This is a genomic window from Pseudomonas germanica, assembly GCF_019614655.1.
Lineage (GTDB): Bacteria > Pseudomonadota > Gammaproteobacteria > Pseudomonadales > Pseudomonadaceae > Aquipseudomonas > Aquipseudomonas neuropathica.
Genome location: NZ_CP071586.1, coordinates 6,611,055 through 6,637,719, shown reverse-complemented (window position 1 = coordinate 6,637,719; position 26,665 = coordinate 6,611,055). Strand labels below are relative to the sequence as shown.

The window sequence follows — 26,665 nt, the reverse complement described above, 5'->3', positions numbered from 1 at the left end:
GTCGCTTGATGTCAGTCAACCGAGCGCCAAGCCTAGCCCCTTTTTCGGCTAACAACCGTGACCGGGCAGTTCTCAGCGCAAGCCGAGCACGGCGGCCCACTGTTCGGCCGTCACGGGCATGACCGACAGGCGACTGCCTTTTTGCACCAGTGGCATGTCGGCCAGCGCGGTTTGCTGCTTGAGGTAATCCAGCTTCAATACCCGGGCGAACGTCTCTACGTGGGCAACATCAATCGCGCTCCAGGCGTTTTTCTCGGGTGTAGCTTTCGCATCGAAGTAATGACTCTGCGGCTCCAGTGCGGTGGGATCCGGGTACGCCGCTTCGATAATCTTGCCAATCCCTGCAATCCCCGGCTCCGGGCAGCTGGAATGGTAGAAAAAGAACTCGTCACCCACGGCCATCGAGCGCAGGAAGTTACGCGCCTGATAGTTGCGAACTCCGTCCCAGCGCGCTGTGCCGAGCTTTTCCAGACCTTTGATAGAGAGTTCGTCGGGCTCGGACTTCATCAGCCAATAGGCCATGGTTTTTGCTCCTGAAACGGTCATTGGGCAGGTTGTCGGGCAATTTTATGACAAACCGACAGTCGGTTGACGTCAGCGTTTGCGCGCAGGTTCACGTTGTCGCAAAATGCCGGCCTTTAAAGCTTGACGCTGCTGCACGGCCTACGAACGGAAACCGCTGCTGTCATCGTGATGATGTGCCTTGAGGGGGGCAATCGATGAAACGCAAACCGGATCTACTATGGACTTTGGTAATTTTGTTTGGCTTGGGCGTCGTAACCACCGGTTATGCGCAGAGCTTGTGGTCGAACAAGGCCGACGCGCCGATTGAAGTCGCGCAACAGGTGCAACAGTCGACAGCCTTCAAACGCTGAAACGGCTTTCTCGACGCCGCTGATCTGCGCGGCGTCCTATCCCGCGAAATACCACGCCTTGTCGCTGACCGTGCCTTGTAACGGTACATCCCAGCTTGCCTGCGCCAAGCGTTCGACTTTCTGACATTCATGGGCCAGGCCCAGTAGCGTAGGCTTGCGCCAGCTTTTTCGCCGAGCCAGATACGCCAGGCTGCGATCATAGAAACCGCCGCCCATCCCCAGTCGCCCGCCGACATCGTCAAACCCTACCAACGGCAATAACACCAGATCCAGTGCCCAGACCTTGCGTTGCTGTGCCAGATTGGCTCGCGGCTCGAGAATGCGGAAGCGATTGGGTTTAAGTTTCTCGCCGGGACGAATGCGTTGGAAAACCATCTTGGTGCGTGGCCAGGCGCTGAGCACCGGCAGATAAGTCGATTTACCCCGACGTTGGGCTTCGCGCAGCAGAAGGCGCGGATCGATTTCACCATCGGTGGGCAAATACAAAGAGATATGTCTGGCCCGGCGAAAGTGCGGGTCTTGCGCCAGTTGCCGGTACAGGCCCTTGGCGGCCTGGCGTTGTTCGCTCTTGGTCAGCGCACGACGCGCCTTGCGCAGCAGGCGGCGGAGTTGCGGGCGGGGCAGCAGCGCGGGTTCGGTCATGGTTCGGCTTCGGCAGGTTGGACGAAAACGTACGCATAAAAAATCCGATGGCGGTTTTCACCGACATCGGATTCGAATCAGGCTCCCCGGATGAACCGCTGTCAACTTAGCCCTTGAACCCGAAAGTTCAAGGTGGAAGATGCAGTAGACTTTAAGGCTTTCCGTCTAGCGGACATGCACACCAGCCCAACGTGCAACTTCCAGGGTAGTGCGAATCGGCTCAGGGACATCGTCAACTGGCAAGCACCCCAGGGAGTGCCGCGAGTATACCGCAAGCGGCCAGTTGAATCAGCCCTTGCTGGTGTTCTGATCGTCGGCGAGCACCAGATCGACACGATCGAGCAAGTCACGCACCTGTTCACGGGTCGAACCGCTGGCCTGGATGTCCGGACGCTCTTCTTTGTGCAAGAGGTCATGGGTGATGTTCAGCGCGGCCATCACGGCGATACGGTCGGCACCGATGACTTTGCCGCTGCTGCGGATCTCACGCATCTTGCCATCCAGATAGCGCGCGGCACTGACCAGATTGCTGCGTTCTTCCTGCGGGCAGATGATCGAATATTCTTTATCGAGGATCTGCACGGTGACGCTATTGCTTGAACTCATGAGTCTTGCTCCAGGGCCTTGAGGCGCGAAATCATCGATTCGACCTTACGCCGGGCGATTTCGTTTTTTTCAATGAGGTGAGCGCGTTCCTCGCGCCAGGTCTTTTCCTGAGCTAGTAAGAGTGCATTTTGACTCTTTAGTTGCTCGACTCGGCCAATCAACAGTTCGAGTCTGGCCATCAGCGCTTGCAGGTCGGTGTCTTCCATTGTGTCCACGTGTTCGTCTGATGGGGGGTAGCTGGCGGACAGCCTTTAATAGTCTTGGCGAGTCTGTCGATGTAGGATACAAGGCCTTCATTCTAGACATAGCGCCGTCTGGCGCCTAGCTGCCCATGACCAATGCGAATTCCCCGTACCAAGCCTTTGCCACCCTGCTGACTTCCAGCGGCCACAACGTTTCGCCTGCCGAACTGCACGGCGTGCTGCTCGGGCGCAGTTGCGCCGGTGCCGGCTTCGATAACGAAGGCTGGTTGATCGACGCCGCCGAACTGCTCGAAGGCGATATCCAGGACAACGTCCGTAACGCCCTCATCGGCCTGCAAGAGATGGTCAAAGGCGAGCTGACCGGCGACGACGTCACTGTCGTTCTGCTGCTGCCGACCGATGACGCACCGCTGGCTGACCGCGCCGCTGCACTGGGCCAATGGTGCCAGGGCTTCCTCAGCGGTTTCGGCCTGAACTGCCGCGACAGCAGCATGCTCAGCACTGAAGCCACCGAAGTGCTGCAGGATCTGGCCGCCATTTCCCAAGTGCAGGATGCTCTCGAAGAATCCGAAGACGGCGAAACCGACTACATGGAAGTCATGGAGTACCTGCGCGTTGCGCCGTTGCTGCTGTTCTCGGAAACCAAGAAAGCCGACGTGCCGCCAGCCGCCAAGCCGTCGCTGCATTAATCGCGTGCCAGGGAAAGCCATCTGCCCATGACCCATATCCCGAAAGCGGAATACAGCCGTCGCCGCAAGGCCCTGATGGCGCAGATGGAACCCAACAGCATCGCGATCCTGCCCGCCGCCGCGGTCGCCATTCGCAACCGCGACGTCGAGCATGTCTACCGTCAGGACAGCGACTTCCAGTACCTCAGCGGATTTCCCGAGCCGCAAGCCGTCATCGTTTTGATGCCCGGCCGTGAACATGGCGAATACGTGCTGTTCTGCCGTGAGCGCAACGCCGAACGCGAATTGTGGGACGGTTTGCGCGCCGGGCAAGAGGGCGCGATCCGCGACTTCGGTGCCGACGACGCTTTCCCTATTACCGACATCGACGACATCCTCCCCGGCCTGATCGAAGGCCGCGACCGGGTGTATTCGGCGATGGGCAGCAACCCTGAATTCGACCGTCACCTGATGGACTGGATCAACGTGATCCGCTCCAAGGCGCACCTCGGCGCCCAGCCGCCGAACGAATTCGTTGCCCTGGATCATCTGCTGCACGACATGCGTCTGTATAAATCGGCGGCAGAAGTGAAGGTGATGCGCGAAGCCGCACGGATCTCGGCGCAAGCCCACATCCGCGCGATGCAGGCCAGTCGGGCCGGGCTCTACGAGTACAGCCTCGAAGCCGAACTCGACTACGAATTCCGCAAGGGCGGGGCGAAAATGCCGGCTTATGGTTCGATCGTCGCCGCCGGGCGCAATAGCTGCATCCTGCATTACCAGCAGAATGACGCGCTGCTCAAGGACGGCGACCTGGTATTGATTGATGCCGGTTGCGAGATTGACTGCTACGCCAGCGACATCACCCGCACCTGGCCGGTCAACGGCAAGTTTTCGCCCGAGCAGAAAGCGATCTATGAGTTGGTGCTGGCCTCGCAGGAAGCCGCGTTCGCCGAAATCGCCCCGAACAAGCACTGGAATCAAGCGCACGAAGCCACGGTTCGAGTGATTACCACGGGGCTGGTGAAACTGGGATTGCTGCATGGCGAGGTCGACGAGTTGATCGCCAGCGAAGCCTATAAAGCTTTTTACATGCACCGCGCCGGCCACTGGCTGGGTATGGATGTGCATGACGTTGGTGAGTACAAGGTCGGCGGCGAATGGCGAGTGCTCGAGGTCGGCATGGCGCTGACCGTAGAGCCGGGCATCTACATCGCCCCGGACAATCAGAACGTCGCGAAGAAATGGCGCGGCATTGGTGTACGTATCGAGGACGACGTGGTGGTGACCAGAACCGGTTGTGAAATCCTCACCAGCGGCGTGCCGAAAACCGTCGCTGAAATCGAAGCGCTGATGGCGCAAGCAAGGACCCACGCGGCATGAGTCGAGTCAATCTGGCAATCATCGGTGGCGGTCTGGTCGGCGCCAGTCTGGCGTTGGCCTTGCAGGCCGGGGCCAAGGCGCGTGGCTGGAAGATTGTCCTGATCGAGCCGTTCGCTCCCGGCGACAGTTGGCAGCCGAGCTACGACGCACGTTCGTCGGCGCTGTCCTTCGGCTCGCGGCAGATTTATCAACGGCTGGGCGTGTGGCAGGAAATCTCCCGTCGCGCCGAGCCGATCAAGCAGATTCACGTCTCTGATCGTGGCCGTTTCTCTACCGCGCGCTTGTCGGCGATGGAAGAGGGTGTGCCAGCGCTCGGTTATGTGGTGGAAAACGCCTGGCTCGGGCAGTGCCTGTGGCAGCACATCGATAAAGACGTGATCAGCTGGCGCTGCCCGGCGGAAGTCACGCGTATGGAACCGCTGCCCGATGGCTATCGCCTGACCCTCAATGATGAAACCACCCTTGAATGCGACCTCGCGGTGCTCGCCGATGGCGGTCGCTCCGGTCTGCGCGAGCAGTTGGGCATCAACGTGCGCAAGCGTCCGTACAACCAGAGCGCGCTGATCGCCAACATCACCCCGAGCGAAGCGCACAACGGCATGGCCTTCGAGCGTTTCACCGACGAAGGGCCGATGGCCTTGCTGCCGCTGCCGGAAAACCGCTGTGCTCTGGTCTGGACCCGTTTGGGCATGGACGCGCAGCGCCTGGCCGATTTGAGCGAGCGCGATTTCCTCAGCGAATTGCAGGGCGTGTTCGGATATCGCCTCGGCACGTTGAAACAGGTTGGCGCGCGGCATCTTTATCCGCTGACGCTGGTCGAGGCCGAAGAACAGGTGCGCTCGCATCTGGCTGTGCTCGGCAACGCGGCGCACAGCCTGCACCCGATTGCCGGTCAGGGTTTCAACTTGTCACTGCGTGATGCCGATGCCTTGGCCGCCGCATTGTTGTCCAGTGAAAAGCCGCTGGGCGACTTCGCCACATTGCAGGCTTATCGCGAGCGTCAACGTCTCGATCAGGATCTCACCGTCGGTTTTTCCGATCAGGTCACACGCCTGTTCGGCAGCACGCAGCCATTGGTTTCGTTGGGCCGTAACATCGGCCTGCTCGGCCTTGATCTGTTGCCGCCGGCCAAGCGCTGGTTTGCCCGTCAGGCCATGGGTTTGGGAACACGTCCGGATGCTTAAGTGGTTGACCGCTAAATTCGGCAAGGCGCGGTTGATGCGTTGGGTGATGACGTTCTACCCGCCGTATCTTGGCGCCGGTGTACGGGTTCGGCATATCAGCGATGATTTCCGCGACGTTCAGGTGTCGATGGGGCTGGGCTGGTACAACCGCAACTACGTCGGCACTCAGTTTGGCGGCAGTCTGTATTCGATGGTCGACCCGTTCTTCATGCTGATGCTCATGGAAAACCTCGGCTCGAAGTACATTGTCTGGGACAAGGCTGCCGACATCGATTTCATTGCACCGGGCAAAGGCCCGGTATTCGCCCGCTTCAATATCGACGAGACCTTGCTCGCCGAGATTCGCCGGCAAACCGCCAACGGCGAGAAATACCTGCCGCAGTTGCAGGTCGACATTCATGACGGCGCCGGCAATCTGGTGGCGCGGGTCGGTAAAACCCTTTACGTGCGGCTCAAGCCGCAAGCGAGACAGGCTTAAAGCATGGAAATGCGCGCAGATCTGCTGATTGTCGGAGCCGGAATGGTCGGCAGCGCCCTGGCGTTGGCGTTGCAGGACAGCGGGCTGGAAGTCCTGCTGCTCGATGGCAGCCCGCTGAGCGTCAAGCCGTTCGATGCCGACGCGGCATTTGAACCGCGTGTGAGCGCGCTGTCGGCAGCCAGCCAACGCATCCTCGAACGCCTCGGCGTGTGGGACGGCATCGCCAAGCGCCGCAGCAGCCCGTACACCGACATGCACGTCTGGGACGGCAGCGGCACCGGGCAGATCCATTTCTCGGCGAGCAGTGTGCACGCCGAGGTGCTGGGTCATATCGTCGAAAACCGTGTGGTGCAGGACGCCTTGCTCGACCGTTTGCACGATTGCGATCTGGGCATGCTCGCTAATGCGCGGCTGGAACAGATGCGCCGCTCGGGCGATGACTGGTTGCTGACGCTGGCTGACGGTCGTCAGTTGCGCGCGCCATTGGTGATTGCCGCTGACGGTGCCAACTCGGCCGTTCGCCGCCTCACCGGGATGGCCACGCGCGAGTGGGATTACATGCACCACGCCATCGTCACCAGCGTGCGCAGCAGCAAGTCGCACCAGATGACCGCGTGGCAGCGCTTTACCGATCACGGGCCATTGGCGTTTCTGCCGCTGGAGCGTGACGGGCAGCAGGATTGGTGTTCGATCGTCTGGTCGACCACGCCGAGCGAAGCCGAGCGCTTGATGGCGCTGGATGAAGCGGCGTTCTGCCGAGAGCTGGAGCGTGCCTTTGAAGGCCGCCTCGGCGCAGTCATCAGTGCCGATCCGCGACTGTGCGTGCCGCTGCGTCAGCGTCATGCCAAACGTTACGTGGCTGAAGGCCTGGCGTTGATCGGCGATGCGGCGCACACCATTCACCCGTTGGCGGGGCAGGGTGTGAACCTTGGCTTCCTCGATGCGGCGGTGTTGGCCGAAGTGCTATTGCAGGCGGCCGAGCGTGGCGAGCGTTTGGCGGATGCGAAGGTGCTGAGCCGTTACGAGCGTCGGCGCATGCCGCACAATCTGGCGCTGATGGCGGCGATGGAAGGCTTTGAGCGGTTGTTCCAGGCGGATCCGTTGCCGGTCAGGTGGTTGCGTAATGCCGGGTTGAAGCTGGTGGAGCAGATGCCGGAAGCGAAGGCGCTGTTTGTGCGTGAAGCCCTTGGGTTGACCGGGGATCTTCCGGCCCTCGCTAAACCCTGATCTCTTCGTTGATGCTGATTGCCTCATCGCGAGCAGGCTCACTCCTACAGGGGAACGCATTCCAACTGTAGGAGTGAGCCTGCTCGCAATGGCGCCCGGCCAGGCACCACAATTTTCAAACTGTGCAACATCTGGTAACTCCTTCAAAAAGAGTTCGATTGAGGTGGTAAATGTGAGTCCTTATCATTTGGCCCACATTTCCCGACCGAGAGACCACTCCCATGTTGGCACCCAAGCGTCTTCTGACCGCACTGGCCCTGACCCTGATCGGCAGCACAACGGCCCAGGCCGCTGATGAGGTGGTGGTTTACTCGTCGCGCATCGATGAGCTGATCAAACCGGTCTTCGATGCCTACACCGCCAAGACCGGGGTGAAGATCAAGTTCATCACCGACAAGGAAGCGCCGCTGATGCAGCGCATCAAGGCCGAAGGTGAGAACGCCACCGCCGACCTGCTGCTCACCGTTGACGCCGGCAACCTCTGGCAAGCCGAGCAGATGGGCATCCTCCAGCCGTTCACTTCGAAAGTCATCGATACCAACATTCCGCTGCAATATCGCTCGTCTACTCACGCCTGGACTGGCCTGAGCCTGCGCGCGCGGACCATCGCCTACTCCACTGAACGCGTGAAGCCGGGCGAGCTGACCACCTACGAAGCACTGGCCGACAAGAACTGGGAAGGGCGCCTGTGCCTGCGTACGGCGAAGAAGGTCTACAACCAGTCGCTGACCGCGACCATGATCGAAGTCCATGGCGCCGAGAAGACCGAAAAGATCCTCAAGGGCTGGGTCAACAACCTCTCCACCGACGTGTTCTCCGATGATGTCGCGGTGCTCGAAGCGATCAACGCCGGGCAATGCGATGTCGGCATCGTCAACACTTACTACTACGGCCGCCTGCACAAGCAGAAGCCGGAACTGCCGGTGAAGCTGTTCTGGCCGAATCAGGCCGATCGTGGCGTGCACGTGAACCTGTCGGGCATTGGCTTGACCAAGCATGCGCCGCACCCGGAAGCGGCCAAGGCTTTGGTTGAGTGGATGACCACACCTGAGGCGCAGAAGATCTTTGCTGACGTGAACCAGGAGTTCCCGGCCAACCCGGCGGTGGCGCCTTCGGAAGAAGTGGCGGCGTGGGGCAAGTTTGTCGCTGACACCTTGCCGGTGGAAGTGGCGGGCAAGCGTCAGGCTGAAGCGATCCGGATGATGGATCGGGCGGGTTGGAATTGAGGCTTTTTCGATAGACTTGTGATCGTTCCCACGCTCTGCGTGGGAATGCATCCATCGACGCTCTGCGTCGTGCCGCCGACAGCGTGACGCAGAGCGTCACAGGATGTGTGCCCACGCAGAGCGTGGGCACAATCATTTGAACGAGACTGTTTCCTTGGCCCACCCTGCCCAACGCCGCTGGTATCCCATCGTTTTCGCCATCGCCGCGCTGGTGCTGTTGCCCCTGAGCGTTCTGCTGCTCTCCTGGCAGACCATCGATCAACAGATCTGGTCGCACCTGTGGCAAACCCAGATGCCGCGCCTGCTGGGCAATACCCTGACGCTGGTCGTTGGCGTCGGTGTCGGTGTGACGCTGCTGGGTGTCAGCCTCGCCTGGCTCACCAGCCTCTGCGAATTTCCCGGCCGGCGCTGGCTCGACTGGGCGCTGATGCTGCCGTTCGCCATCCCCGCGTACGTACTGGCCTTCGTTTTCGTAGGCCTGCTCGACTTCGCCGGTCCCGTACAGAGCCTGCTGCGCGAATGGTTCGGCAGCGGCCTGCGGCTGCCGCGCGTGCGCTCCACCGGCGGGGTGATCATCGTGCTGGTGCTGGTCTTCTATCCCTACGTTTACTTGTTGGCGCGCACCGCGTTTCTCGCGCAGGGCAAAGGCCTGATGGAAGCCGCGCGAGTACTCGGTCAGTCGCCGTGGCTAGCTTTCTGGCGAGTGGCGTTGCCAATGGCGCGTCCTGCGATTGGCGCCGGCGTGGCACTGGCGCTGATGGAAACCCTGGCGGATTTCGGCGCAGTGTCGGTGTTCAACTTCGACACCTTCACCACCGCCATCTACAAGACATGGTACGGCTTCTTCAGCCTGTCGAGTGCGGCGCAGCTGGCCAGTCTGTTGCTGCTGGTGGTGATGCTGGTGCTCTACGGCGAACGTCGCGCGCGTGGCGCCAATCGGGCGGGCAACGAGCGGCCACGGGTGAAAGCCCTGTATCACTTGCGCGGGCTCAAGGCGTTCGCGGCGATGAGCTGGTGCGCACTGGTGTTCGCCTGCGCCTTCGTCATTCCGCTGCTGCAACTGATCGTCTGGTTCTGGCAGCGCGGCCGTTTCGATCTGGACGAGCGCTACGCGGGGCTGATCCTGCACACCTTGTATTTGGGCGGCATGGCGGCGCTGATTACCGTCAGTGTTGCGCTGTTGTTGGCGTTTGCCCGGCGGCTGGCGCCGACGCAGGCGATCAACTCTGGTGTTGGTCTGGCCAACCTGGGCTACGCCTTGCCGGGTTCGGTGTTGGCCGTGTCGATCATGCTGGCGTTCAGTTATTTGGATCGCGAGCTGGTGATTCCACTCTCCGGTTGGCTCGGCGGCGCGGGCAAACCGCTGCTGCTTGGCAGTCTGGCGGCGTTGCTGATGGCCTATCTGGTGCGTTTTATTGCGGTGGCGTACGGGCCGCTGGAAAGCAGTCTGGCGCGTATACGGCCCTCTTTGCCCGAAGCAGCACGTAGCCTGGGTGTCAGTGGGCCGCGACTGTTTTTCAAAGTGTATCTGCCGCTGTTGCTGCCCGGCGCGCTGAGCGCGGCGCTGCTGGTGTTCGTCGATGTGCTCAAGGAAATGCCCGCGACCCTGCTGATGCGCCCGTTTGGCTGGGACACGCTGGCGGTGCGGATCTTTGAAATGACCAGTGAAGGTGAATGGGCGAGGGCGTCTTTGCCAGCGCTGACCCTGGTTCTGGTCGGTCTATTGCCGGTCATCGGACTGATCCGCCGCTCGGCGCACCGAAACACTTAGTCGTCAGTCCTGAATCATGCGGCTACAATGCGCGGCATTCGGTGCGGTTCGTCTGACAGACCCGTTCGCTGAAATCGGCTGAAAGCCTTCTATTTCGCGGCTTTCACCCCGTACAGCGGCTGTCCGCACCTTCGCCACGCCCGGAAGGAGAAACCCATGGGACAGCGTACGCCTCTGTATGACCTGCATCTCGCCCTCGGCGCGAAGATGGTCGATTTTGGCGGTTGGGACATGCCACTGCATTACGGCTCGCAGGTCGAGGAGCACCACGAAGTGCGCCGCGATTGCGGGGTGTTCGATGTTTCCCACATGACCGTGATCGATGTCACCGGCACCCAGGCCAAGGCCTGGCTGCAGCATTTGCTGGCCAATGATGTCGACCGCCTGCACCGCCCCGGCCGTGCGTTGTACAGCACCATGCTCAACGAGCGTGGCGGCATCGTCGACGACATGATCGTCTACCGCCTCGACGACGCTTATCGACTGGTGTTCAACGCTTCGACCCGCGATCAGGATCTGGCCTGGATGAGCGCGCAGCGCGGCGATTACGACGTGCAGCTGCACGAGCGCTCCGAGCTGGCGATGCTCGCCATCCAAGGCCCACAGGCCCGGCACAAGATTGCCGAACTGGTGACCCAGTCGCGCGCCACGCTGATCCAGCACCTCAAACCCTTCGAAGGCTATACCGACGGTGACTGGTTCATCGCGCGTACCGGTTATACCGGTGAAGATGGCCTGGAAATCTGCCTGCCGGCCAATCAGGCGCCGGGGTTCTTCAACGATCTGGTCGGTGCCGGCATTTCCCCGATCGGCCTCGGTGCCCGCGATACCCTGCGGGTTGAAGCCGGTATGAACCTCTACGGTCAGGACATTCACCAAGACGTTTCGCCATTGGCCTCGAACATGGCCTGGAGCATTGCCTGGGAACCGGCCACCCGCCAGTTCATCGGCCGTGCTGCGCTGGAGGCGGAAAAAGCTGCCGGCATTGCGCACAAACTGGTTGGTCTGGTCCTGGAAGAACGTGGTGTTTTGCGCGCTCATCAAGTGGTTCGCATCGCCGATGTTGGCGAAGGGGAGATCACCAGTGGTAGTTTCTCTCCTACGCTGAGCAAATCGATTGCCCTGGCGCGTGTTCCGATGGCCACCGCCGACCGCGCCGAAGTGGAAATCCGTGGCAAGTGGTACCCGGTACGGGTGGTCAAACCGACCTTCGTACGCCATGGCAAAACTTTGATCTAACCTTTTTCCGGCGGGCATGACCGCTGACCCAATTCCAGAGGACACCGAAGATGAGCAATATTCCCGCTGAACTGCGTTTTGCCGAAAGTCATGAATGGGCACGTCTGGAAGCCGACGGCACCGTCACCGTGGGCATCAGCGATCACGCGCAGGAAGCGCTGGGCGATGTGGTGTTCGTTGAGCTGACCGAAGTAGGCAAGGTGTTCGCCGCTGAAGATCAGGCTGGCGTCGTTGAATCGGTGAAAGCTGCTTCCGACATCTACTCGCCGATCAGCGGTGAAGTCATCGCGATCAACGAAGAGCTGGGCGGTTCGCCAGAGCTGCTGAACTCCGATCCGTACGGCGCATGGATCTTCAAGCTCAAGCCAAGCGATAAGGCTGAGCTGGACAAGCTTCTGGATGCTGCCGCTTACAAGGCTGCTATCGGCGAGTAAGTTCTAAGCAATACCCAAAGCCCCGACTTGTCGGGGCTTTTTTATGCACGATACAAATCCCCTGTAGGAGTGAGCCTGCTCGCGATAGCGTTCTTTCAGACTCATTAATGCGATTGACACACCGCAATCGCGAGCAGGCTCACTCCTACAGGGGGACGGGGTGCACTGAAAATGGGTTGCCACATCGGCTGCTATGCTGGTTTGACCGTGTTGCATTGACGCCGAGCGCCAGCCAAGAGAGAGCCCGTCATGTCCCAGTTGCCGTCCCTGAGCCAGTTACGCGATCCCGATGCCTTCCTGCGCCGTCACCTCGGCCCCGATGCAGCCGAGCAACAGGCGATGCTCGACAGCCTTGGCCTCGGTAGTCGAATTGAACTGATCGAGCAAACGGTGCCGCCAGGCATTCGCTTCAATCGCGCGCTCGAGCTGCCACCCGCGCTGGATGAACAAGCCGCGCTGGCCAAGCTGCGCAGTTACGCCGAGCAGAATCAGGTCTGGACCAGCCTGATCGGTATGGGCTACCACGGCACCCTGACGCCAACCGTCATCCTGCGCAATGTGCTGGAAAATCCCGGCTGGTACACCGCGTACACGCCGTATCAACCGGAGATCGCTCAAGGCCGGCTCGAAGCGCTGTTGAATTTCCAGCAACTGACCATCGACCTCACCGGCCTCGAGTTGGCCAACGCTTCGCTGCTCGATGAAGCGACGGCGGCTGCCGAAGCCATGGCACTCGCCAAGCGTGTGGCGAAGTCGAAGAGCAATCTGTTTTTCGTCGATGAGAACTGCCACCCGCAAACCATTTCCGTGGTGCAGACCCGTGCCGAAGGCTTCGGTTTCGAGCTGATCATCGACGCTGTGGATAACTTGAAACAACATCAGGTGTTCGGCGCATTGCTGCAGTATCCCGACACCCACGGCGAGATTCACGATCTGCGGCCATTGATCGACCACCTGCATGCGCAACAGGCGCTGGCTTGTGTCGCGACGGATTTATTGAGTCTGCTGTTGCTGACGCCGCCGGGCGAGTTGGGTGCCGATGTAGTGTTCGGTTCCTCCCAGCGATTCGGCGTGCCGATGGGATACGGCGGGCCGCACGCAGCATTCTTTGCTAGCCGCGAGGAATACAAACGGGCGATTCCCGGGCGGATCATCGGCGTGTCGAAGGACGCTCGGGGTAACGTCGCATTGCGCATGGCGCTGCAAACCCGCGAACAACATATTCGTCGTGAGAAGGCCAATTCGAACATCTGTACCGCACAAGTCCTGCTGGCCAACATTGCCAGTTTCTACGCGGTCTATCACGGCCCGGAAGGTTTGAAGCGCATCGCCCAGCGCACGCATCGACTGACCTGCATTTTGGCGGCTGGGCTTGAGCGCAAGGGCATCAGTCGGGTCAACGCACAATTCTTCGACACGCTGACGCTGGACGTCGGCGGTGCGCAAACGGCGATCATCGAGAGTGCCCAGGCTGCGCAGATAAATCTGCGGATTCTCGGGCGCGGTCGGGTCGGGTTGAGTCTCGATGAGACCTGCGATGAACGCACCGTGGCGAATTTGTTCGATGTGCTGCTCGGTGCCGATCATGGGTTGAACGTCGAGGAACTCGACGCCGAAACCCTTTATTCCGGTATCCCCGACAATCTCCAGCGCAACACCCCTTACCTGCGTCACCCGGTGTTCAACGCCCATCACAGCGAAACCGAGATGCTGCGTTATCTCAAGCAACTGGAAAACAAGGATCTGGCGCTCAATCAGTCGATGATCCCGCTGGGCTCGTGCACCATGAAACTCAACGCCACCAGCGAAATGATCCCGATTACCTGGCCGCAATTCGCCGACCTGCATCCGTTCGTGCCGCGTGAGCAGGCGGTCGGTTATACGCTGATGATCGAGGAGCTGGAGCGCTGGCTGTGCGCAATCACCGGGTTCGATGCGATCTGCATGCAGCCCAACTCCGGCGCTCAGGGCGAGTACGCCGGGTTGCTAGCGATCCGCAAATACCACGAAAGCCGTCAGCAGGGGGCGCGGGAGATCTGCCTGATTCCGTCCTCGGCCCATGGCACCAACCCGGCCTCGGCGCAAATGGCCGGGATGCGCGTAGTGATCGTCGAGTGCGACGAGGCGGGCAACGTCGATCTGGAGGATCTGAAAGCGAAAGCCGCCGAGGCTGGGGATAAGTTGTCGTGCCTGATGGCGACCTATCCGTCGACCCACGGTGTGTACGAGGAGGGCATCAGCGAGATCTGCGAGGTTATCCACAAGTACGGCGGTCAGGTCTACATGGACGGCGCCAACCTCAATGCGCAGGTCGGGCTGGCGCGGCCGGCGGACATCGGCGCCGACGTGTCGCACATGAATTTGCACAAGACCTTCTGCATCCCTCACGGCGGTGGTGGGCCGGGCATGGGGCCGATCGGCATTCGCGCGCATCTGGCACCGTTTGTCGCCAATCACCCGGTGGTGCCAATTGAAGGGCCGCTGGCGCAGAACGGCGCGGTCAGCGCGGCGCCCTGGGGCAGCGCGAGCATTCTGCCGATCAGCTGGATGTACATCGCCATGATGGGCCCGCAATTGGCGGATGCCAGCGAGGTGGCGATTCTGGCGGCGAACTATCTGGCGCAGCATTTATCCGGTGCATTCCCGGTGTTGTACACCGGGCGCAACGGGCGGGTCGCTCACGAATGCATTCTCGACCTGCGGCCCTTAAAGGCGCTGACCGGGATCAGCGAAGAAGACGTCGCCAAGCGCCTGATGGATTACGGCTTCCATGCGCCGACCATGTCCTTCCCGGTGCCGGGCACGTTGATGGTCGAGCCGACCGAGAGCGAATCGAAGGCTGAACTGGATCGTTTTATCGGTGCGATGCTGAGCATTCGTGCAGAAATCACTGAAGTGCAAAACGGCAACTGGCCGGCCGAGGACAACCCGTTGAAACGGGCGCCGCATACCCTGGCGGATGTCACCGGGGTTTGGGAGAGACCCTACAGCATCGAGCAGGGCATCACCCCGGATGCGCACACCAAGGCGCACAAGTATTGGCCGGCGGTGAATCGGGTGGATAACGTTTACGGCGATCGCAACCTGTTCTGCGCCTGCGTACCGGTGGATGATTACCGCTGAACTCTCTGGTGGCACATCGTCCCCTGTAGGAGTGAGCCTGCTCGCGATAGCGGTGTATCAGGCAAATTCTCCGGTGACTGATTCACCGCTATCGCGAGCAGGCTCACTCCTACAAGGGATTGTGGTAAGCCTGAAATCCGGGCAAAAAAATGCCGCTCTGTTGAGCGGCATTTTTGCTTCGGCGAACGGCTTACTCGGAAGCCACGGCGTTCTTCGCCAGGATCGCATTCGCCAATTCCATATCGGTCGCCTGCAGGCCCGGATTGTCGGCGCGGACTTTCTGCATCGCCGCTTCCAGATACGGCCCACGAATGCCGCCGTCACTGGCAACGAAACTGCCGGCATCGTCCTGTGCGGCGATGATCAGCTTGTGATCCTTGAAGGTCAGGTAGGTCGAACCGGTAGTGGCACCGGACGAGATGACGTTACGCCAAAAGCTGTCCGCCATGGCCGAACCAACGGGAAGGGACAGCAAGGCCAGAGTGGCGACAGCAAGTTTGAGACGCATGATGAGATGACTCCAGGGGGTTAACTAGGGCCTTGGATCGCCATTCCCTGATCCGGTTCCGTGGCGGCTTATTTCTGCTCGCTCTGCGGCGTCACCCGCAGCACTTCTTCCACCGTCGTCAGCCCTGCTGCGACTTTCTGTGCCCCGGACAGACGCAAACTGCGCATGCCTTCCTTGAACGCCTGCCGACGAATCGCCGTGAGGTCGGCGTCCGGGGTGATGAACGCCTTGAGGCTGTCGCTCAGTTGCATGATCTCGTAGACCCCGGCGCGGCCGTGATAACCGGTGTCGCGGCATTCCACGCAACCAATGGCACGTTGTGCATTGCCCGGCAGCGGCGCCTGCCACGGGCGGGTCAGGGTTTGCCAGTCTTCCTCTGCCAGCGTCAGCGGTGCCTTGCAATGCGGGCACAAGGTCCGCACCAGGCGCTGGGCCATGACACCTAGCACGGTGGCCTTGATCAGGTAATGCGGCACGCCGAGTTCGAGCAAACGACTGATCGCGCTGGGGGCGTCGTTGGTGTGCAGGGTCGATAACACCAGGTGCCCGGTGAGCGCCGCCTGAATCGCCATTTCAGCGGTTTCAAGGTCACGGATCTCGCCGATCATGATGATGTCCGGGTCTTGCCGCATCAGCGCACGCACCCCGGCGGCGAAGCTCAGGTCGATGTTGTGCTGCACCTGCATTTGGTTGAACGCCGGCTCGACCATTTCGATCGGGTCTTCGATGGTGCAGAGGTTCACTTCCGGCGTCGCCAGTTTTTTCAGCGTGGTGTACAGCGTGGTGGTCTTGCCCGAACCGGTCGGCCCGGTGACCAGAATGATGCCGTTGGGCTGGCGGGTCATGTCTTGCCAGCGGCGCAAATCGTCGGCACTGAAACCCAGCTGGTCGAAATCCTTGAGCAGCACTTCCGGGTCGAAAATCCGCATGACCATTTTTTCGCCGAACGCGGTGGGCAGCGTCGAAAGGCGCAGCTCCACTTCACCGCCGTCCGGGGTCTTGGTCTTGACCCGGCCGTCCTGGGGTTTGCGCTTCTCGGCGACGTTCATCCGCCCGAGGCTTTTCAGGCGACTGACAATTGCCATGGTCACCTGCGGCGGGAATTGATAGACGTTGTGCAGCACGCCGTCGATGCGAAAGCGCACCGTGCCTTGTTCACGCCGAGGCTCGATGTGGATATCGCTGGCGCGCTGCTGGAAGGCGTACTGGAACAGCCAGTCGACGATGTTGACGATGTGCGCATCGTTGGCATCCGGCTCCTGATCGCTGGCGCCGAGGTTGAGCAGTTGTTCGAAGTTGCCGAGGTTACCGCTCTGCTGATCGGCATTGCTGGCGCCGCTGACCGATTTGGCCAAGCGGAAGAACTCGACGCTGAAGCGCTGGATATCCGCCGGGTTGGCCACCACCCGTTTGATCGGCAGCTTCAATACGTGGGTGAGATCGGCCTCCCAGCCGGTGACATAAGGCTGGGCACTGGCCACGGTCACCGAATCGCGGTCGACCGCCACGGCGAGAATCTTGTGCCGTTGTGCGAAGGCGTAGGACATCAACGGTGTGATCGCGGCGACGTTGATCTTCAACGGGTCAATACGCAAGTACGGCTGGCCGGCCTGTTGCGCCAGCCACAGGGTCAGGCTTTCCAGGTCGAGGTGTTTGCCTGGCCGGCTGAGGTCGTCGAGTTGCTGGCTGGCGATGAACTCCAGCGGATGCATCTGAGCATGAGCCGCGAGACGGCGGCGGGCATTCAGCGCCTGCTCCGCCGAGTCCTGGCAAATAAACCCTTGGGCGACCAGTTCACGCAGCACTTCGTTGAGTTCCAGCCAGCGGTCCTGAGTGGCAAGTTGAACGGACATGCGGGCTTCCTTTTGAGCGACAGTGCGCAAAAGGATAGTCGCGGCCCCGCAGACCGTTGGGCCACTACCCGACGAAGCCGTTGCCGAACTTGTCAGCCGGCCGCTTGCGTCCGCGCATCCCAAGCGCTGTCGGCGTTTTGCAGATTGACCGAGCAGACGCTGATCAGGTTACGAAGTTTTTCCGCGATCACTTGCGCGCGATGCCAACTGAGACCGCCCATGACCAGGTCGATCGACAGCAGATCATCCATGCGCTGCACATTGACCTGCTCCGGTGTGAGGAATTGCAGGGCGAACAGGTTGAGCACCCGCACCAGCAAGTCGGGCTCGGCTTCGGCGAGGATCTGATACTGCGCCAGGCAATGGGCGTTGTTGACGTTCCAGACATCGGCGCGGGTTGGCACGGTGGTGACGGCTTCGAGGTGCGGCATGGCGAGTCTCCAAAATCTCTGGAGGAATTTTTACATTCGACGCCGGGTATTTCTTGGCTATGATCGTCGTTATTGACGATTGATCGAAAGGATCAATTCGCGGAATTACGTAATCGAGGTTTTTCTATGCACAGTGAGCTGGACAGCTACGACCGCAAGATTCTCGCCTTGCTGCAAGAGGACGCTTCACTGTCGAGCGCGCAGATCGCCGAGCAGGTCGGCCTGTCGCAATCACCGTGCTGGCGACGGATTCAGCGGATGAAGGAGGAGGGCATCATTCGTGGCCAGGTGACCTTGCTCGATCGCAAGAAGATTGGCCTGAACACGCAGATCTTCGCCGAGATCAAACTCAACGCGCACGGGCGTTCGAACTTCACTGAGTTCACCGAAGCGATTCGTGGCTTTCCGGAAGTGCTGGAATGTTATGTGCTGATGGGGGCGGTGGATTTTTTGCTGCGGATTGTTGCGGCGGACATCGAGGCGTATGAGCGATTCTTTTTCGAGAAGCTGTCGCTGGTGCCGGGGATTCAGGAAGTGAATTCGATTGTGGCGTTGTCGGAGATCAAGTCCACCACCAGTTTGCCTGTCTGACCCTGATCGTTCCCACGCGGAGCGTGGGAACGATCATCAACGGGGGCAGCCCCCCGCCACAGGGTCATCACATACGCAGGAGCATTTTCCATGCGCGATTCTGGTAAACCGCAATCGCCTGTTGCTTGCGCGCGTCGAGCAGTTCGTCAGTGATCGTCGGCTCGTTGGCCAGTTGCGCCAACTTGTTCAGCTCGCCGTACAGACGATCCATTTCCGGGATTTCCAGCACGTTGCGCGCGTGGTGCAGCCAGACCTGAATGCGCTCGATACGCGGCAGTTGTTCAGCCAGATCTTCCGGCTGCTGCTGATAGCGCTGCAATTGCAGGGCCGTAGCTTCTTCGCCCAACAGGCGCGGCAACCAGCTATGCAACTGCGCACCGCCCTGACGATTGCCGCGAACGTTGCGGTCGGCGGTCCAGGTACGGGCCAGCAACCAGCGTGACGTGCTCAGCGAGAACAGACCCCAGCGCGGATCTTCCAGTTCTTCGAGGAACTGCTCCGGCGCAGCCTTGCGTACGTCTTCATCTTCGATGCCGGCCTGTACCAGCGGACGCCAGTCTTCCAGCAATGCATCAAGCGCGACGCGCAAATCGTGAGTCGACTGACGCGGCGCGGCCTGGCCGAGGCTGCTGAGCAGGGCGCGCATTTCCGCGAGGTTCTCGACCCAGTCGAGCAACAGGCGCCAGTGGCCGTTGAAACGGTACTGTTCGGCCAGACGCTGGCTGCTGCCGAGCAAATGCCAGCTCAGCGCGGCGAAGGCGTCGTCGAGTTGGGTTTCCGGGGTCAGCTCCGGCGCCGGCAGGCTCAACGAGTAGCTGTTGGCGTCGTATAGACGGTAGCCGCGCTCAGCCTTGCTGATGTCACACGGCATCAACGCCAGGGTTTCAGCCAGTTCGGCGGCCAGTTCCAGCAGCGCGGCAGGCTCGCCTTCGCGCAGCTCCAGTTCCAGCTCGCAGATTTCTTCTTTCTGCTTGCCTACCACAACGTGACCGAGATCCAGCGCGGCTTCGATGACCACTTTGGTCTTGCCACGGCCCCAGGCGATTTCGGCGCGCTCGCGGACGAAGTCGGTGGTGAAGATCGGCTTCAGGGTTTTCTTGTCCAGCTCGGCCAGCGACTCGGGCCAGCATTCGCCGTCGAGTTTTTTCACGTCGAGCTTGGCTTTCGGCAACTTCCAGTCGTATTCATTGCGTTCGGACAGACCAGCAACGCTTTGGCCACGGGTCTTGAGGGTTTGAATGACTTCGTCACCGTCCTTGCGCAGGCGCAGGGCGACTTTGGCCTGGGCCAGATCGCGCTCAGGGGTGTCGAAGTACTGGTTCATCAACTCACGGCGTTCCCAGCCACTTTTGTTGCGTTTTTTCAGTAACGGGTGCTCGCGCAGCGCAGCGAGGGTTTCGCGGCTGACGCGGAGTTTGATTTCGGTTTCTTTCTGCATGGCCGGAAAATCCAGGATCGGGAGCGCAGCCGGGGAATATGTGGCTGCCAAGGCCGTGCAGTGTACAGGACTGATTCGTCCTACGCCCTGCGACGGTTTATTCCTGACGCCGGATGGTTCTATGATGGACTTCAAATCGGGAGTTGGAGTCAGCGATGCCTTTGCCGTCCATGCAAGACCAGTTCGCTGCGCTGATCGCCGCGCCATCGGTCAGCTGTACCCAACCGAACCTCGACCAATCCAACCGCGCGGTGATCGATTTGCTCGCCGGCTGGCTGGGCGACCTGAGTTTCAATTGCGATATCCAGCAGGTCAGCCCAGGCAAATTCAATCTGCTCGCCAGTTTCGGCAGCGGCCCCGGCGGGCTGGTGCTGGCCGGACACAGCGACACGGTGCCGTACGACGATGCGCTGTGGCAGACCAATCCGCTGAAGCTGACTGAAGTCGATGGCCGTTGGGTCGGCTTGGGCAGTTGCGATATGAAGGGCTTCTTCGCGTTGATCATCGAAGCGGTGCAACCGCTGCTTGAGCAACCGTTCAAACAACCGCTGTTGATCCTCGCCACTTGCGATGAAGAAAGCTCGATGTCCGGTGCCCGCGCATTGGCCGAGGCCGGGCGTCCAATCGGCCGCGCAGCGGTGATCGGCGAGCCGACCGGGCTCAAACCGATCCGCATGCACAAAGGCATCATGATGGAGCGCATCGACATTCTCGGGCAGAGCGGCCATTCGTCGGATCCGCGCCTGGGCCACAGCGCCCTCGAAGCGATGCACGATGCGATCGGCGAACTGCGCGGCCTGCGCCTGCTGTGGCAGCGCGAATTCAACAATCCGCAGTTCAGCGTGCCGCAACCGACGATGAACTTCGGCTGCATCCATGGCGGCGATAATCCCAACCGTATCTGCGGCCAGTGTTCGCTGGAATTCGATCTGCGGCCATTGCCGGGCATGGACCCGAAAGTCTTGCGTGCGGAGATTCTGCGCAAACTCAACCCGGTCGCCGAACGCCACCAGGTGAAGATCGACTACAAACCTTTGTTCCCGGAAGTGCCGTCGTTCGAGCAGGATGAAGACGCTGAACTGGTGCGCATCGCCGAAAAGCTCACCGGCCACAGCGCTGAAGCGGTAGCGTTTGGCACCGAAGCGCCTTATCTTCAGCGCCTTGGTTGCGAAACCATCGTGCTTGGCCCCGGTGACATTGCCTGTGCGCATCAGCCCGGCGAGTACCTTGAAATGTCACGTTTGCAGCCTACCGTGCATCTATTACGGCAACTGATTGAACATTACTGCCTGACTGCTGACGAACGATGATCCACCTCTGTGGGAGCGAGCCTGCTCGCGAAAGCGCCATTTCAGTCACCTCGATGTCGACGGATACAGCGCTTTCGCGAGCAGGCTCGCTCCCACAGGAGGTATGTGTTTTATCCGATCAAACGCTGTAAATTGCCAGCATCCCAACCCGTATTCATGAGGAGAGCACGCGTGTCGCCAAGCCTGTTCCGACGATAACCATCAGCCCGCTGTGCGTTTTCCGTTTCGCCCCTTTTTCGGCTGCTATTTATTACAGGCCCAGGTTCATGCCCGAATACGTCAATTGGCTTCGTCACGCGTCTCCTTACATCAATGCCCACCGCGACTGCACCTTCGTCGTCATGCTGCCTGGCGACGGCGTGGAGCATCCGAATTTCGGCAACATCGTCCACGACATCGTCCTGCTGCACAGCCTCGGCGTGCGCCTGGTGCTGGTGCACGGTTCGCGCCCGCAGATTGAAACCCGCCTCGCCGCCCGTGGCCTGACCCCGCATTACCACCACGGCATGCGCATCACCGATGCCGCAACCCTGGAATGTGTGATCGATGCAGTCGGCCAATTGCGCATTGCCATCGAAGCGCGCCTGTCGATGGACATGGCTTCGTCGCCGATGCAGGGCTCGCGTCTGCGCGTGGCCAGCGGCAACCTCGTTACCGCGCGGCCGATCGGTGTGCTGGAAGGCGTCGACTATCACCACACCGGCGAAGTGCGCCGGGTCGACCGCAAGGGCATCAATCGCCTGCTCGACGAGCGTTCGATCGTGTTGCTGTCGCCTTTGGGCTACTCGCCGACCGGTGAAATCTTCAACCTCGCCTGCGAAGACGTCGCCACCCGCGCCGCTATCGACCTGGGCGCTGACAAGCTGCTGCTGTTCGGTGCTGATCTCGGTCTGATCGACGAGAACGGCAAACTGGTGCGTGAGTTGCGTCCACAGCAAGTGCCGGCGCATTTACAGCGTCTGGGCAGCAGCAACTATCAGGCAGAGCTTCTGGATGCCGCTGCCGAGGCTTGCCGTGGCGGCGTGGCGCGCAGCCATATCGTCAGTTACGCCGAAGACGGCGCGCTGCTGACCGAGCTGTTCACCCGTGACGGTGGCGGTACGCTGGTCGCGCAAGAGCAATTCGAACTGGTGCGTGAGGCGGCGATTGAAGACGTCGGCGGTTTGCTCGACTTGATCAGCCCGCTGGAAGAGCAGGGGATTCTGGTGCGTCGTTCGCGCGAAGTGCTGGAGCGTGAGATCGAGCAGTTCAGCGTGGTCGAGCGTGAAGGCATGATCATCGCCTGCGCGGCGCTGTATCAGATTGCCGATTCCGATGCCGGTGAGCTGGCGTGCCTGGCGGTGAACCCGGAGTACCGCCATGGCGGTCGCGGTGATGAACTGCTGGAGCGCATTGAAACCCGTGCGCGGGCGCAAGGTTTGAAGACGCTGTTCGTCCTCACCACACGCACCGCGCACTGGTTCCGTGAGCGTGGGTTCGAGCCAAGCAGCGTTGAACGCCTACCAGCGGCGCGGGCTTCGTTGTACAACTTCCAGCGCAATTCGAAAATCTTCGAAAAAACCCTTTAACCGAGTTGCTCCATTCGCGAGCAGGCTCGCTCCCACTCCTGTGGGAGCGACGGTGCGACGATTCGACCTGCTCGCGAAGCTTTTATTGCGCCACAAACTTCGCGCTGACATACGGCGAATAATCCGGCAGCACCGTTTCAACCTTGCCCTGCTCCTTCAAAAACTTCGCCGTCTCGCCAATCGCTTTCGCCGTGCCGCCATCCAGCAGCGCCGTGGTTTGCTGCGCCTTGGCGTCCGGGAACGCCGACCCTGCGAGCAATTCCGGCACATCAGCGGCATTGGCACCGGTCAGTTTGGCGATTTTCTGTACCGGCACCGAGTCAGCCGTCCAGCTGTCTTTATGCGCCGCGTAATCGGCAAATGAATCCAGCGTAACCTTGGCGAACTTCGCGACAACGTCAGGATGCTTCTCGGCGAAGTCCTTGCGCGCGACCCAGACCTCGAAGGTCGGCGCGCCCCATTGGCCCACTTGCGCCGCATCGGTCAGGGTCTTGCCGGTCTTGCGAATTTCCCCAAGCGCCGGCGACCAGACAAACGCACCATCGATATCCCCACGTTTCCACGCGGCAGCGATTTCTGCAGGTTGCAGGTTCACCACTTTGACTTTCGAGGCGTCCAGGCCCCAGTGCTTGAGGGCGCCGAGCAAGCTGTAGTGTGAGGTGGAAACGAAAGGTGTGGCGATGGTTTTGCCGACCAGATCCTGCGGTGTGTTAATGCCGCTGCCATTGCGCACCACCAAGGCTTCGGCGGCATTGATCTGTGCCGAAACGATGAACGCCACAATCGGCAGATTGCGCGAAGCGGCAGCGGCCAACGGGCTGGAGCCAAGGTTGCCGATCTGCACATCACCGGAAGCAATGGCTGTCACAACTTCCGGGCCACTGTTGAAGCGGCGCCAGTCGATTTTCTCGCCGATGGTCTTCTCGTAGACGCCGTCGGCTTGGGGGACTTTGCTCGGGTCGATACCAGTTTGATAACCCACGGTGAGGTTGGCGGCATGGGCCGAAAAAGAAATCAGCGCTGACACACAAACTGTAACAAATTGACTAGATAGTGCGCGTTTGGCCATCATGGCGTCGCCTTTTCGATAGGGTTTGACGAATTGCGGTTGCGCCAAAGCTAATCGATATAAAAAAAGGCCAACAAATACCATTTAGGAATGAGCTTAGTCGCCGATACGCTGTTTCCCGGCGGAGGTGGCACGATACTGGCCATATTCCGAAATGGTATGAAAAAGAATGAATAAATTCTTTTTGGGTTTATCAGGAAATCTTTACTCTGCACGGACCAAATCACTGCGATTAGACCTTGGTCGTAGACACACAAGGTTACGATTGACTTGTCAGTCACGGTCTGGCGCTAATCGCGCATCTTAGGACCCAGGGCATCAGACCCAGGGCCAGGAACACAAGAATTAGAAACGAGAGGAGCTTTACATGAACAAGTCCACCTTGGCCCTGGCTGTGGCCGTAGGGGTTATGGCGCAGCAGGCAGGCGCCGCCGGTTTCATCGAAGACAGCAAAGCTACTTTGGGGCTGCGTAACTTCTACATCAACACTGATAACCGTGATGGCGATACCAAGGCTGCCGGCGCTCAGAACAAGCAAGAAGAATGGGGCCAAGGCTTCGATCTGCGCTTCATCTCCGGCTACACCCAAGGCACCGTAGGCTTCGGTATCGACGCTATCGGTCTGTTGGGCGTGCGTCTGGATTCGGGTGGCGGCACCAACGGCGCCTCGAAGACTTCCTACGGCGGCACTGTTTTCCCAAGCGAGTCCAACGGTAAAGCGGTTAATGACTTCTCCAGCCTGGGGCTGACGGCCAAAGCCAAGATCTCCCAGACTGAACTGAAGCTCGGCACTCTGCAGCCAAAACTGCCGGTTATCGTGACCAACGACGGTCGTCTGTTGCCGCAAACCTTCCAGGGTGGCCAGATCACTTCCAACGAGATCAAGGATCTGACGCTGGTTGCTGGTCAAATCGAGCACGCCAAGGGCCGTAACTCCAGCAACAACGAAGAGTTGTCGATTGCTGGCTCCAACGCTCACACCGCCGCCGGTCGTGACAGCAACAAGTTCATCTATGGTGGTGGTGACTACAAAATCACCAAAGACCTGACTGCCCAGTACTACTACGGCAACTTGCAGGATTACTACAAGCAGCACTTCCTCGGTCTGGTGCACAACTGGGCAATCGGCCCGGGTGTGTTGAAGTCTGACTTCCGTTACTTCAACAGCCGTGACGATGGCGCCAACGGTAACGACCCTGCCTATTACACCACCGGTGACTACGGCACTGGCATCACCAAAGGTAAAGTCGACAACAACCTGTACAGCGGCTTGTTCCTGTACACCGTTGAAGGTCACACCTTCGGTGGCGGTTATCAGGTCAGCAACGGCAACAGCGACTTCCCTTGGCTGAACCAGGGTGACGGCTCGTCGGCTTACATCACTACCGACATGCAGATTGCCAAATTCGCCCGCGCTGGCGAGCGTACCTGGCAAGCTCGCTACTCGTACGACTTCGCCAAAGTTGGCGTACCTGGCCTGACCGCTGGTGTGGTTTACCTGCGTGGCGATAACATCGACACCACCGGTAAAGTCGGCGACCGCCAAGTCAGCACCAACGCGACCGGCCGTTCCGAGTGGGAACGCGACCTGACCATCGGTTACGTCGTACCAGAAGGCCCGCTGAAAAACGTTGGCGTGATGTGGAAAAACGCCATGTGGCGCAACGACATCCCAGGTCAGCGCGACCAGGATGAAAACCGCCTGATCGTCAGCTACTCGATCCCGCTGCTGTAATAGCGCGCCTCGATTCGCTGATGTAAAAAAGCCCCGTCCGGCATCGCGCCGGACGGGGCTTTTGCGTTTTCGAGTCAGGCCCACCCCCGTAAGCCATCCCCGATTTCCCTCTTTACAGCAACTCAAGGCCTTCTCGAACCTTGCGACCGATATTCGTCGGGATGCCTGCCAGCGTCCAGTGAACAGATGTTTAATATTCACTTATGATCTAGATATCTCATTATTTATTCTTTTTCATGATGGCAAATCACGGGCTACAGTTGAGGTCTCGAACAACTCATCAGGAGCAGCACCATGAGCCTCAGACTCGGCGACATCGCCCCCGATTTCGAACAGGATTCCAGCGCCGGCAAGATTCGTTTCCACGAATGGCTGGGCGATAGCTGGGGCGTGCTGTTCTCCCACCCGGCGGACTTTACTCCGGTGTGCACCACTGAGCTGGGCTTCACCGCCAAGCTCAAGGATGAGTTCAGCAAGCGCGGCGTCAAAGCCATCGCGCTGTCGGTCGACCCGGTGGATTCGCACCACAAGTGGATCGAAGACATCAACGAAACCCAGAACACCATCGTCAACTTCCCGATCCTCGCCGATGCCGATCGCAAGGTTTCGGATCTGTATGACCTGATCCATCCGAACGCAAACGACACGCTGACCGTGCGTTCGCTGTTCGTGATCGATCCGAACAAGAAGATTCGTCTGACCATCACGTATCCGGCGAGCACCGGGCGTAATTTCCACGAGATTCTGCGGGTGATCGATTCGCTGCAGCTCACCGACAACTACAAGGTGGCTACGCCGGCCAACTGGCAGGACGGTGAAGAGGTGGTGATCGTGCCGTCGCTCAAGGATGAGGACGAGATCAAGCAGCGCTTTCCGAAGGGTTATCGCGCGGTGAAACCGTACCTGCGCCTGACGCCGCAGCCGAATAAGTGATCTCACCGGGCAGATCGTTCCCACGCTCCGCGTGGGAATGCCGCCCGTGACGCTCTGCGTCACAGTGGACGCGGAGCGTCCATGGATTCATTCCCACGCAGAGCGTGGGAACGATCAGTGGTTGCTACTAAGCAGGGGATTTCAGGCCGTTTCGACGGCCTTTTTTTTCG

25 protein-coding genes and 1 other RNA gene are annotated in these 26,665 nt (G+C 60.1%); 16 read left to right on the top strand and 10 right to left on the bottom strand.

The window, feature by feature from the left end; genetic code table 11:
- Nucleotides 1-72: 72 nt before the first annotated feature.
- The gene (locus J0G10_RS29545; protein ID WP_095049389.1) at nt 73-522 is read right to left on the bottom strand and encodes an EVE domain-containing protein; all 450 of its coding nucleotides are present in this window, start codon (nt 520-522) and stop codon (nt 73-75) included.
- Nucleotides 523-719: 197 nt separating this feature from the next.
- On the opposite strand from J0G10_RS29545, the gene J0G10_RS29540 reads away from it, so the two are divergent.
- Nucleotides 720-875: a hypothetical protein gene (locus tag J0G10_RS29540; protein WP_016985917.1), complete on the top strand. Its 156-nt coding sequence runs from the start codon at nt 720-722 to the stop codon at nt 873-875.
- A gap of 36 nt (nt 876-911) precedes the next feature.
- Here the strand turns inward: J0G10_RS29540 and J0G10_RS29535 are convergent, their stop codons facing one another.
- The 4 genes from J0G10_RS29535 to J0G10_RS29520 all read right to left on the bottom strand — a co-directional run bounded on the left by J0G10_RS29535 (nt 912) and on the right by J0G10_RS29520 (nt 2,329).
- Entirely contained in the window at nt 912-1,517 is a 606-nt protein-coding gene (locus J0G10_RS29535; RefSeq protein ID WP_093429753.1) for a 5-formyltetrahydrofolate cyclo-ligase, read from the bottom strand.
- 79 nt (nt 1,518-1,596) lie between these two features.
- A non-coding RNA gene (gene ssrS, locus J0G10_RS29530) (6S RNA) lies at nt 1,597-1,775 on the bottom strand.
- A gap of 30 nt (nt 1,776-1,805) precedes the next feature.
- Complete coding sequence (locus J0G10_RS29525; RefSeq protein WP_093429754.1) at nt 1,806-2,123, bottom strand: cell division protein ZapA; 318 nt, start codon at nt 2,121-2,123, stop codon at nt 1,806-1,808.
- Nucleotides 2,120-2,329, bottom strand: coding sequence for a TIGR02449 family protein (locus J0G10_RS29520; protein WP_007911197.1), 210 nt, complete (start codon nt 2,327-2,329; stop codon nt 2,120-2,122). The genes J0G10_RS29525 and J0G10_RS29520 overlap by 4 nt, the downstream gene beginning before the upstream one ends.
- Nucleotides 2,330-2,454: 125 nt before the next feature.
- On the opposite strand from J0G10_RS29520, the gene J0G10_RS29515 reads away from it, so the two are divergent.
- The 10 genes from J0G10_RS29515 (at nt 2,455) to gcvP (ending at nt 15,059) form a co-directional block, all read left to right on the top strand.
- Nucleotides 2,455-3,015, top strand: a complete 561-nt coding sequence (locus J0G10_RS29515; protein WP_095049390.1) for a YecA/YgfB family protein — start codon at nt 2,455-2,457, stop codon at nt 3,013-3,015.
- A 27-nt stretch (nt 3,016-3,042) separates the two neighbouring features.
- The gene (gene pepP / locus J0G10_RS29510) at nt 3,043-4,377 is read left to right on the top strand and encodes a Xaa-Pro aminopeptidase (RefSeq protein ID WP_095049391.1); all 1,335 of its coding nucleotides are present in this window, start codon (nt 3,043-3,045) and stop codon (nt 4,375-4,377) included.
- The gene (gene ubiH, locus J0G10_RS29505) at nt 4,374-5,561 is read left to right on the top strand and encodes a 2-octaprenyl-6-methoxyphenyl hydroxylase (protein ID WP_095049392.1); all 1,188 of its coding nucleotides are present in this window, start codon (nt 4,374-4,376) and stop codon (nt 5,559-5,561) included. Before pepP ends, ubiH begins: the two co-directional genes overlap by 4 nt.
- Complete coding sequence (locus J0G10_RS29500; protein ID WP_095049393.1) at nt 5,554-6,039, top strand: DUF4442 domain-containing protein; 486 nt, start codon at nt 5,554-5,556, stop codon at nt 6,037-6,039. Before ubiH ends, J0G10_RS29500 begins: the two co-directional genes overlap by 8 nt.
- 9 nt (nt 6,040-6,048) lie before the next feature.
- Nucleotides 6,049-7,266 carry a 2-octaprenyl-3-methyl-6-methoxy-1,4-benzoquinol hydroxylase gene (locus tag J0G10_RS29495; protein WP_177409260.1) on the top strand — a complete coding sequence of 406 codons (1,218 nt, stop codon included), beginning with the start codon at nt 6,049-6,051 and terminating at the stop codon, nt 7,264-7,266.
- Nucleotides 7,267-7,487: 221 nt separating this feature from the next.
- The gene (locus tag J0G10_RS29490; RefSeq protein WP_095125816.1) at nt 7,488-8,492 is read left to right on the top strand and encodes an extracellular solute-binding protein; all 1,005 of its coding nucleotides are present in this window, start codon (nt 7,488-7,490) and stop codon (nt 8,490-8,492) included.
- Between the two features lie 154 nt (nt 8,493-8,646).
- Nucleotides 8,647-10,263, top strand: a complete 1,617-nt coding sequence (locus J0G10_RS29485) for an ABC transporter permease (RefSeq protein ID WP_220557150.1) — start codon at nt 8,647-8,649, stop codon at nt 10,261-10,263.
- A 156-nt stretch (nt 10,264-10,419) separates the two neighbouring features.
- Entirely contained in the window at nt 10,420-11,502 is a 1,083-nt protein-coding gene (gene gcvT / locus J0G10_RS29480) for a glycine cleavage system aminomethyltransferase GcvT (protein WP_095049397.1), read from the top strand.
- A 50-nt stretch (nt 11,503-11,552) separates the two neighbouring features.
- The gene (gene gcvH, locus J0G10_RS29475; protein WP_122596654.1) at nt 11,553-11,936 is read left to right on the top strand and encodes a glycine cleavage system protein GcvH; all 384 of its coding nucleotides are present in this window, start codon (nt 11,553-11,555) and stop codon (nt 11,934-11,936) included.
- A gap of 249 nt (nt 11,937-12,185) precedes the next feature.
- The gene (gcvP, locus tag J0G10_RS29470; RefSeq protein ID WP_220557149.1) at nt 12,186-15,059 is read left to right on the top strand and encodes an aminomethyl-transferring glycine dehydrogenase; all 2,874 of its coding nucleotides are present in this window, start codon (nt 12,186-12,188) and stop codon (nt 15,057-15,059) included.
- A gap of 190 nt (nt 15,060-15,249) precedes the next feature.
- Here the strand turns inward: gcvP and J0G10_RS29465 are convergent, their stop codons facing one another.
- The 3 genes from J0G10_RS29465 to J0G10_RS29455 form a co-directional block, all read right to left on the bottom strand.
- Complete coding sequence (locus J0G10_RS29465; RefSeq protein WP_171057234.1) at nt 15,250-15,570, bottom strand: DUF2388 domain-containing protein; 321 nt, start codon at nt 15,568-15,570, stop codon at nt 15,250-15,252.
- 65 nt (nt 15,571-15,635) lie between these two features.
- Nucleotides 15,636-17,420, bottom strand: coding sequence for a GspE/PulE family protein (locus tag J0G10_RS29460; RefSeq protein ID WP_095125819.1), 1,785 nt, complete (start codon nt 17,418-17,420; stop codon nt 15,636-15,638).
- 92 nt (nt 17,421-17,512) lie between these two features.
- Nucleotides 17,513-17,851, bottom strand: coding sequence for a hypothetical protein (locus J0G10_RS29455; RefSeq protein ID WP_095049401.1), 339 nt, complete (start codon nt 17,849-17,851; stop codon nt 17,513-17,515).
- Nucleotides 17,852-17,977: 126 nt separating this feature from the next.
- Here J0G10_RS29455 and J0G10_RS29450 point away from each other — a divergent pair, with 126 nt between their 5' ends.
- Nucleotides 17,978-18,442: an Lrp/AsnC family transcriptional regulator gene (locus tag J0G10_RS29450; RefSeq protein ID WP_016983809.1), complete on the top strand. Its 465-nt coding sequence runs from the start codon at nt 17,978-17,980 to the stop codon at nt 18,440-18,442.
- Nucleotides 18,443-18,509: 67 nt separating this feature from the next.
- Here J0G10_RS29450 and J0G10_RS29445 read toward each other — a convergent pair whose 3' ends face one another.
- Entirely contained in the window at nt 18,510-19,880 is a 1,371-nt protein-coding gene (locus J0G10_RS29445; RefSeq protein ID WP_220557148.1) for a CYTH domain-containing protein, read from the bottom strand.
- A 155-nt stretch (nt 19,881-20,035) separates the two neighbouring features.
- Here J0G10_RS29445 and argE point away from each other — a divergent pair, with 155 nt between their 5' ends.
- Both argE and argA read left to right on the top strand, forming a co-directional pair.
- Entirely contained in the window at nt 20,036-21,190 is a 1,155-nt protein-coding gene (gene argE, locus J0G10_RS29440) for an acetylornithine deacetylase (RefSeq protein ID WP_220557147.1), read from the top strand.
- A gap of 266 nt (nt 21,191-21,456) precedes the next feature.
- Nucleotides 21,457-22,758, top strand: a complete 1,302-nt coding sequence (gene argA / locus J0G10_RS29435) for an amino-acid N-acetyltransferase (RefSeq protein WP_064116338.1) — start codon at nt 21,457-21,459, stop codon at nt 22,756-22,758.
- A gap of 82 nt (nt 22,759-22,840) precedes the next feature.
- Here the strand turns inward: argA and tauA are convergent, their stop codons facing one another.
- A complete protein-coding gene (gene tauA / locus J0G10_RS29430; protein ID WP_405122684.1) occupies nt 22,841-23,830 on the bottom strand; it encodes a taurine ABC transporter substrate-binding protein in 990 nt (329 codons plus the stop codon).
- 364 nt (nt 23,831-24,194) lie between these two features.
- Here tauA and J0G10_RS29425 point away from each other — a divergent pair, with 364 nt between their 5' ends.
- Both J0G10_RS29425 and J0G10_RS29420 read left to right on the top strand, forming a co-directional pair.
- A complete protein-coding gene (locus tag J0G10_RS29425) occupies nt 24,195-25,562 on the top strand; it encodes an OprD family porin (RefSeq protein ID WP_220557146.1) in 1,368 nt (455 codons plus the stop codon).
- 294 nt (nt 25,563-25,856) lie between these two features.
- Nucleotides 25,857-26,495 (top strand): peroxiredoxin, encoded by a 639-nt coding sequence (locus J0G10_RS29420; RefSeq protein WP_016772650.1) that lies wholly within the window; start codon nt 25,857-25,859, stop codon nt 26,493-26,495.
- The last annotated feature ends 170 nt before the right edge of the window (nt 26,496-26,665 follow it).

Excerpts from the sequence above, each read along its gene's own strand:
- pepP (WP_095049391.1), top strand. The coding sequence starts at position 3,043 with ATGACCCATATCCCGAAAGCGGAATACAGCCGTCGCCGCAAGGCCCTG.
- J0G10_RS29495 (WP_177409260.1), top strand. The coding sequence starts at position 6,049 with ATGCGCGCAGATCTGCTGATTGTCGGAGCCGGAATGGTCGGCAGCGCC.
- J0G10_RS29515 (WP_095049390.1), top strand. The coding sequence starts at position 2,455 with ATGACCAATGCGAATTCCCCGTACCAAGCCTTTGCCACCCTGCTGACT.
- J0G10_RS29420 (WP_016772650.1), top strand. The coding sequence starts at position 25,857 with ATGAGCCTCAGACTCGGCGACATCGCCCCCGATTTCGAACAGGATTCC.
- tauA (WP_405122684.1), bottom strand. The coding sequence starts at position 23,830 with ATGATGGCCAAACGCGCACTATCTAGTCAATTTGTTACAGTTTGTGTG.
- J0G10_RS29525 (WP_093429754.1), bottom strand. The coding sequence starts at position 2,123 with ATGAGTTCAAGCAATAGCGTCACCGTGCAGATCCTCGATAAAGAATAT.
- argE (WP_220557147.1), top strand. The coding sequence starts at position 20,036 with ATGCCTTTGCCGTCCATGCAAGACCAGTTCGCTGCGCTGATCGCCGCG.
- ubiH (WP_095049392.1), top strand. The coding sequence starts at position 4,374 with ATGAGTCGAGTCAATCTGGCAATCATCGGTGGCGGTCTGGTCGGCGCC.
- gcvP (WP_220557149.1), top strand. The coding sequence starts at position 12,186 with ATGTCCCAGTTGCCGTCCCTGAGCCAGTTACGCGATCCCGATGCCTTC.
- J0G10_RS29460 (WP_095125819.1), bottom strand. The coding sequence starts at position 17,420 with ATGTCCGTTCAACTTGCCACTCAGGACCGCTGGCTGGAACTCAACGAA.
- argA (WP_064116338.1), top strand. The coding sequence starts at position 21,457 with ATGCCCGAATACGTCAATTGGCTTCGTCACGCGTCTCCTTACATCAAT.
- J0G10_RS29450 (WP_016983809.1), top strand. The coding sequence starts at position 17,978 with ATGCACAGTGAGCTGGACAGCTACGACCGCAAGATTCTCGCCTTGCTG.
- J0G10_RS29455 (WP_095049401.1), bottom strand. The coding sequence starts at position 17,851 with ATGCCGCACCTCGAAGCCGTCACCACCGTGCCAACCCGCGCCGATGTC.
- gcvH (WP_122596654.1), top strand. The coding sequence starts at position 11,553 with ATGAGCAATATTCCCGCTGAACTGCGTTTTGCCGAAAGTCATGAATGG.
- J0G10_RS29545 (WP_095049389.1), bottom strand. The coding sequence starts at position 522 with ATGGCCTATTGGCTGATGAAGTCCGAGCCCGACGAACTCTCTATCAAA.
- J0G10_RS29445 (WP_220557148.1), bottom strand. The coding sequence starts at position 19,880 with ATGCAGAAAGAAACCGAAATCAAACTCCGCGTCAGCCGCGAAACCCTC.
- gcvT (WP_095049397.1), top strand. The coding sequence starts at position 10,420 with ATGGGACAGCGTACGCCTCTGTATGACCTGCATCTCGCCCTCGGCGCG.
- J0G10_RS29490 (WP_095125816.1), top strand. The coding sequence starts at position 7,488 with ATGTTGGCACCCAAGCGTCTTCTGACCGCACTGGCCCTGACCCTGATC.
- J0G10_RS29540 (WP_016985917.1), top strand. The coding sequence starts at position 720 with ATGAAACGCAAACCGGATCTACTATGGACTTTGGTAATTTTGTTTGGC.
- J0G10_RS29425 (WP_220557146.1), top strand. The coding sequence starts at position 24,195 with ATGAACAAGTCCACCTTGGCCCTGGCTGTGGCCGTAGGGGTTATGGCG.
- J0G10_RS29535 (WP_093429753.1), bottom strand. The coding sequence starts at position 1,517 with ATGACCGAACCCGCGCTGCTGCCCCGCCCGCAACTCCGCCGCCTGCTG.
- J0G10_RS29520 (WP_007911197.1), bottom strand. The coding sequence starts at position 2,329 with ATGGAAGACACCGACCTGCAAGCGCTGATGGCCAGACTCGAACTGTTG.
- J0G10_RS29500 (WP_095049393.1), top strand. The coding sequence starts at position 5,554 with ATGCTTAAGTGGTTGACCGCTAAATTCGGCAAGGCGCGGTTGATGCGT.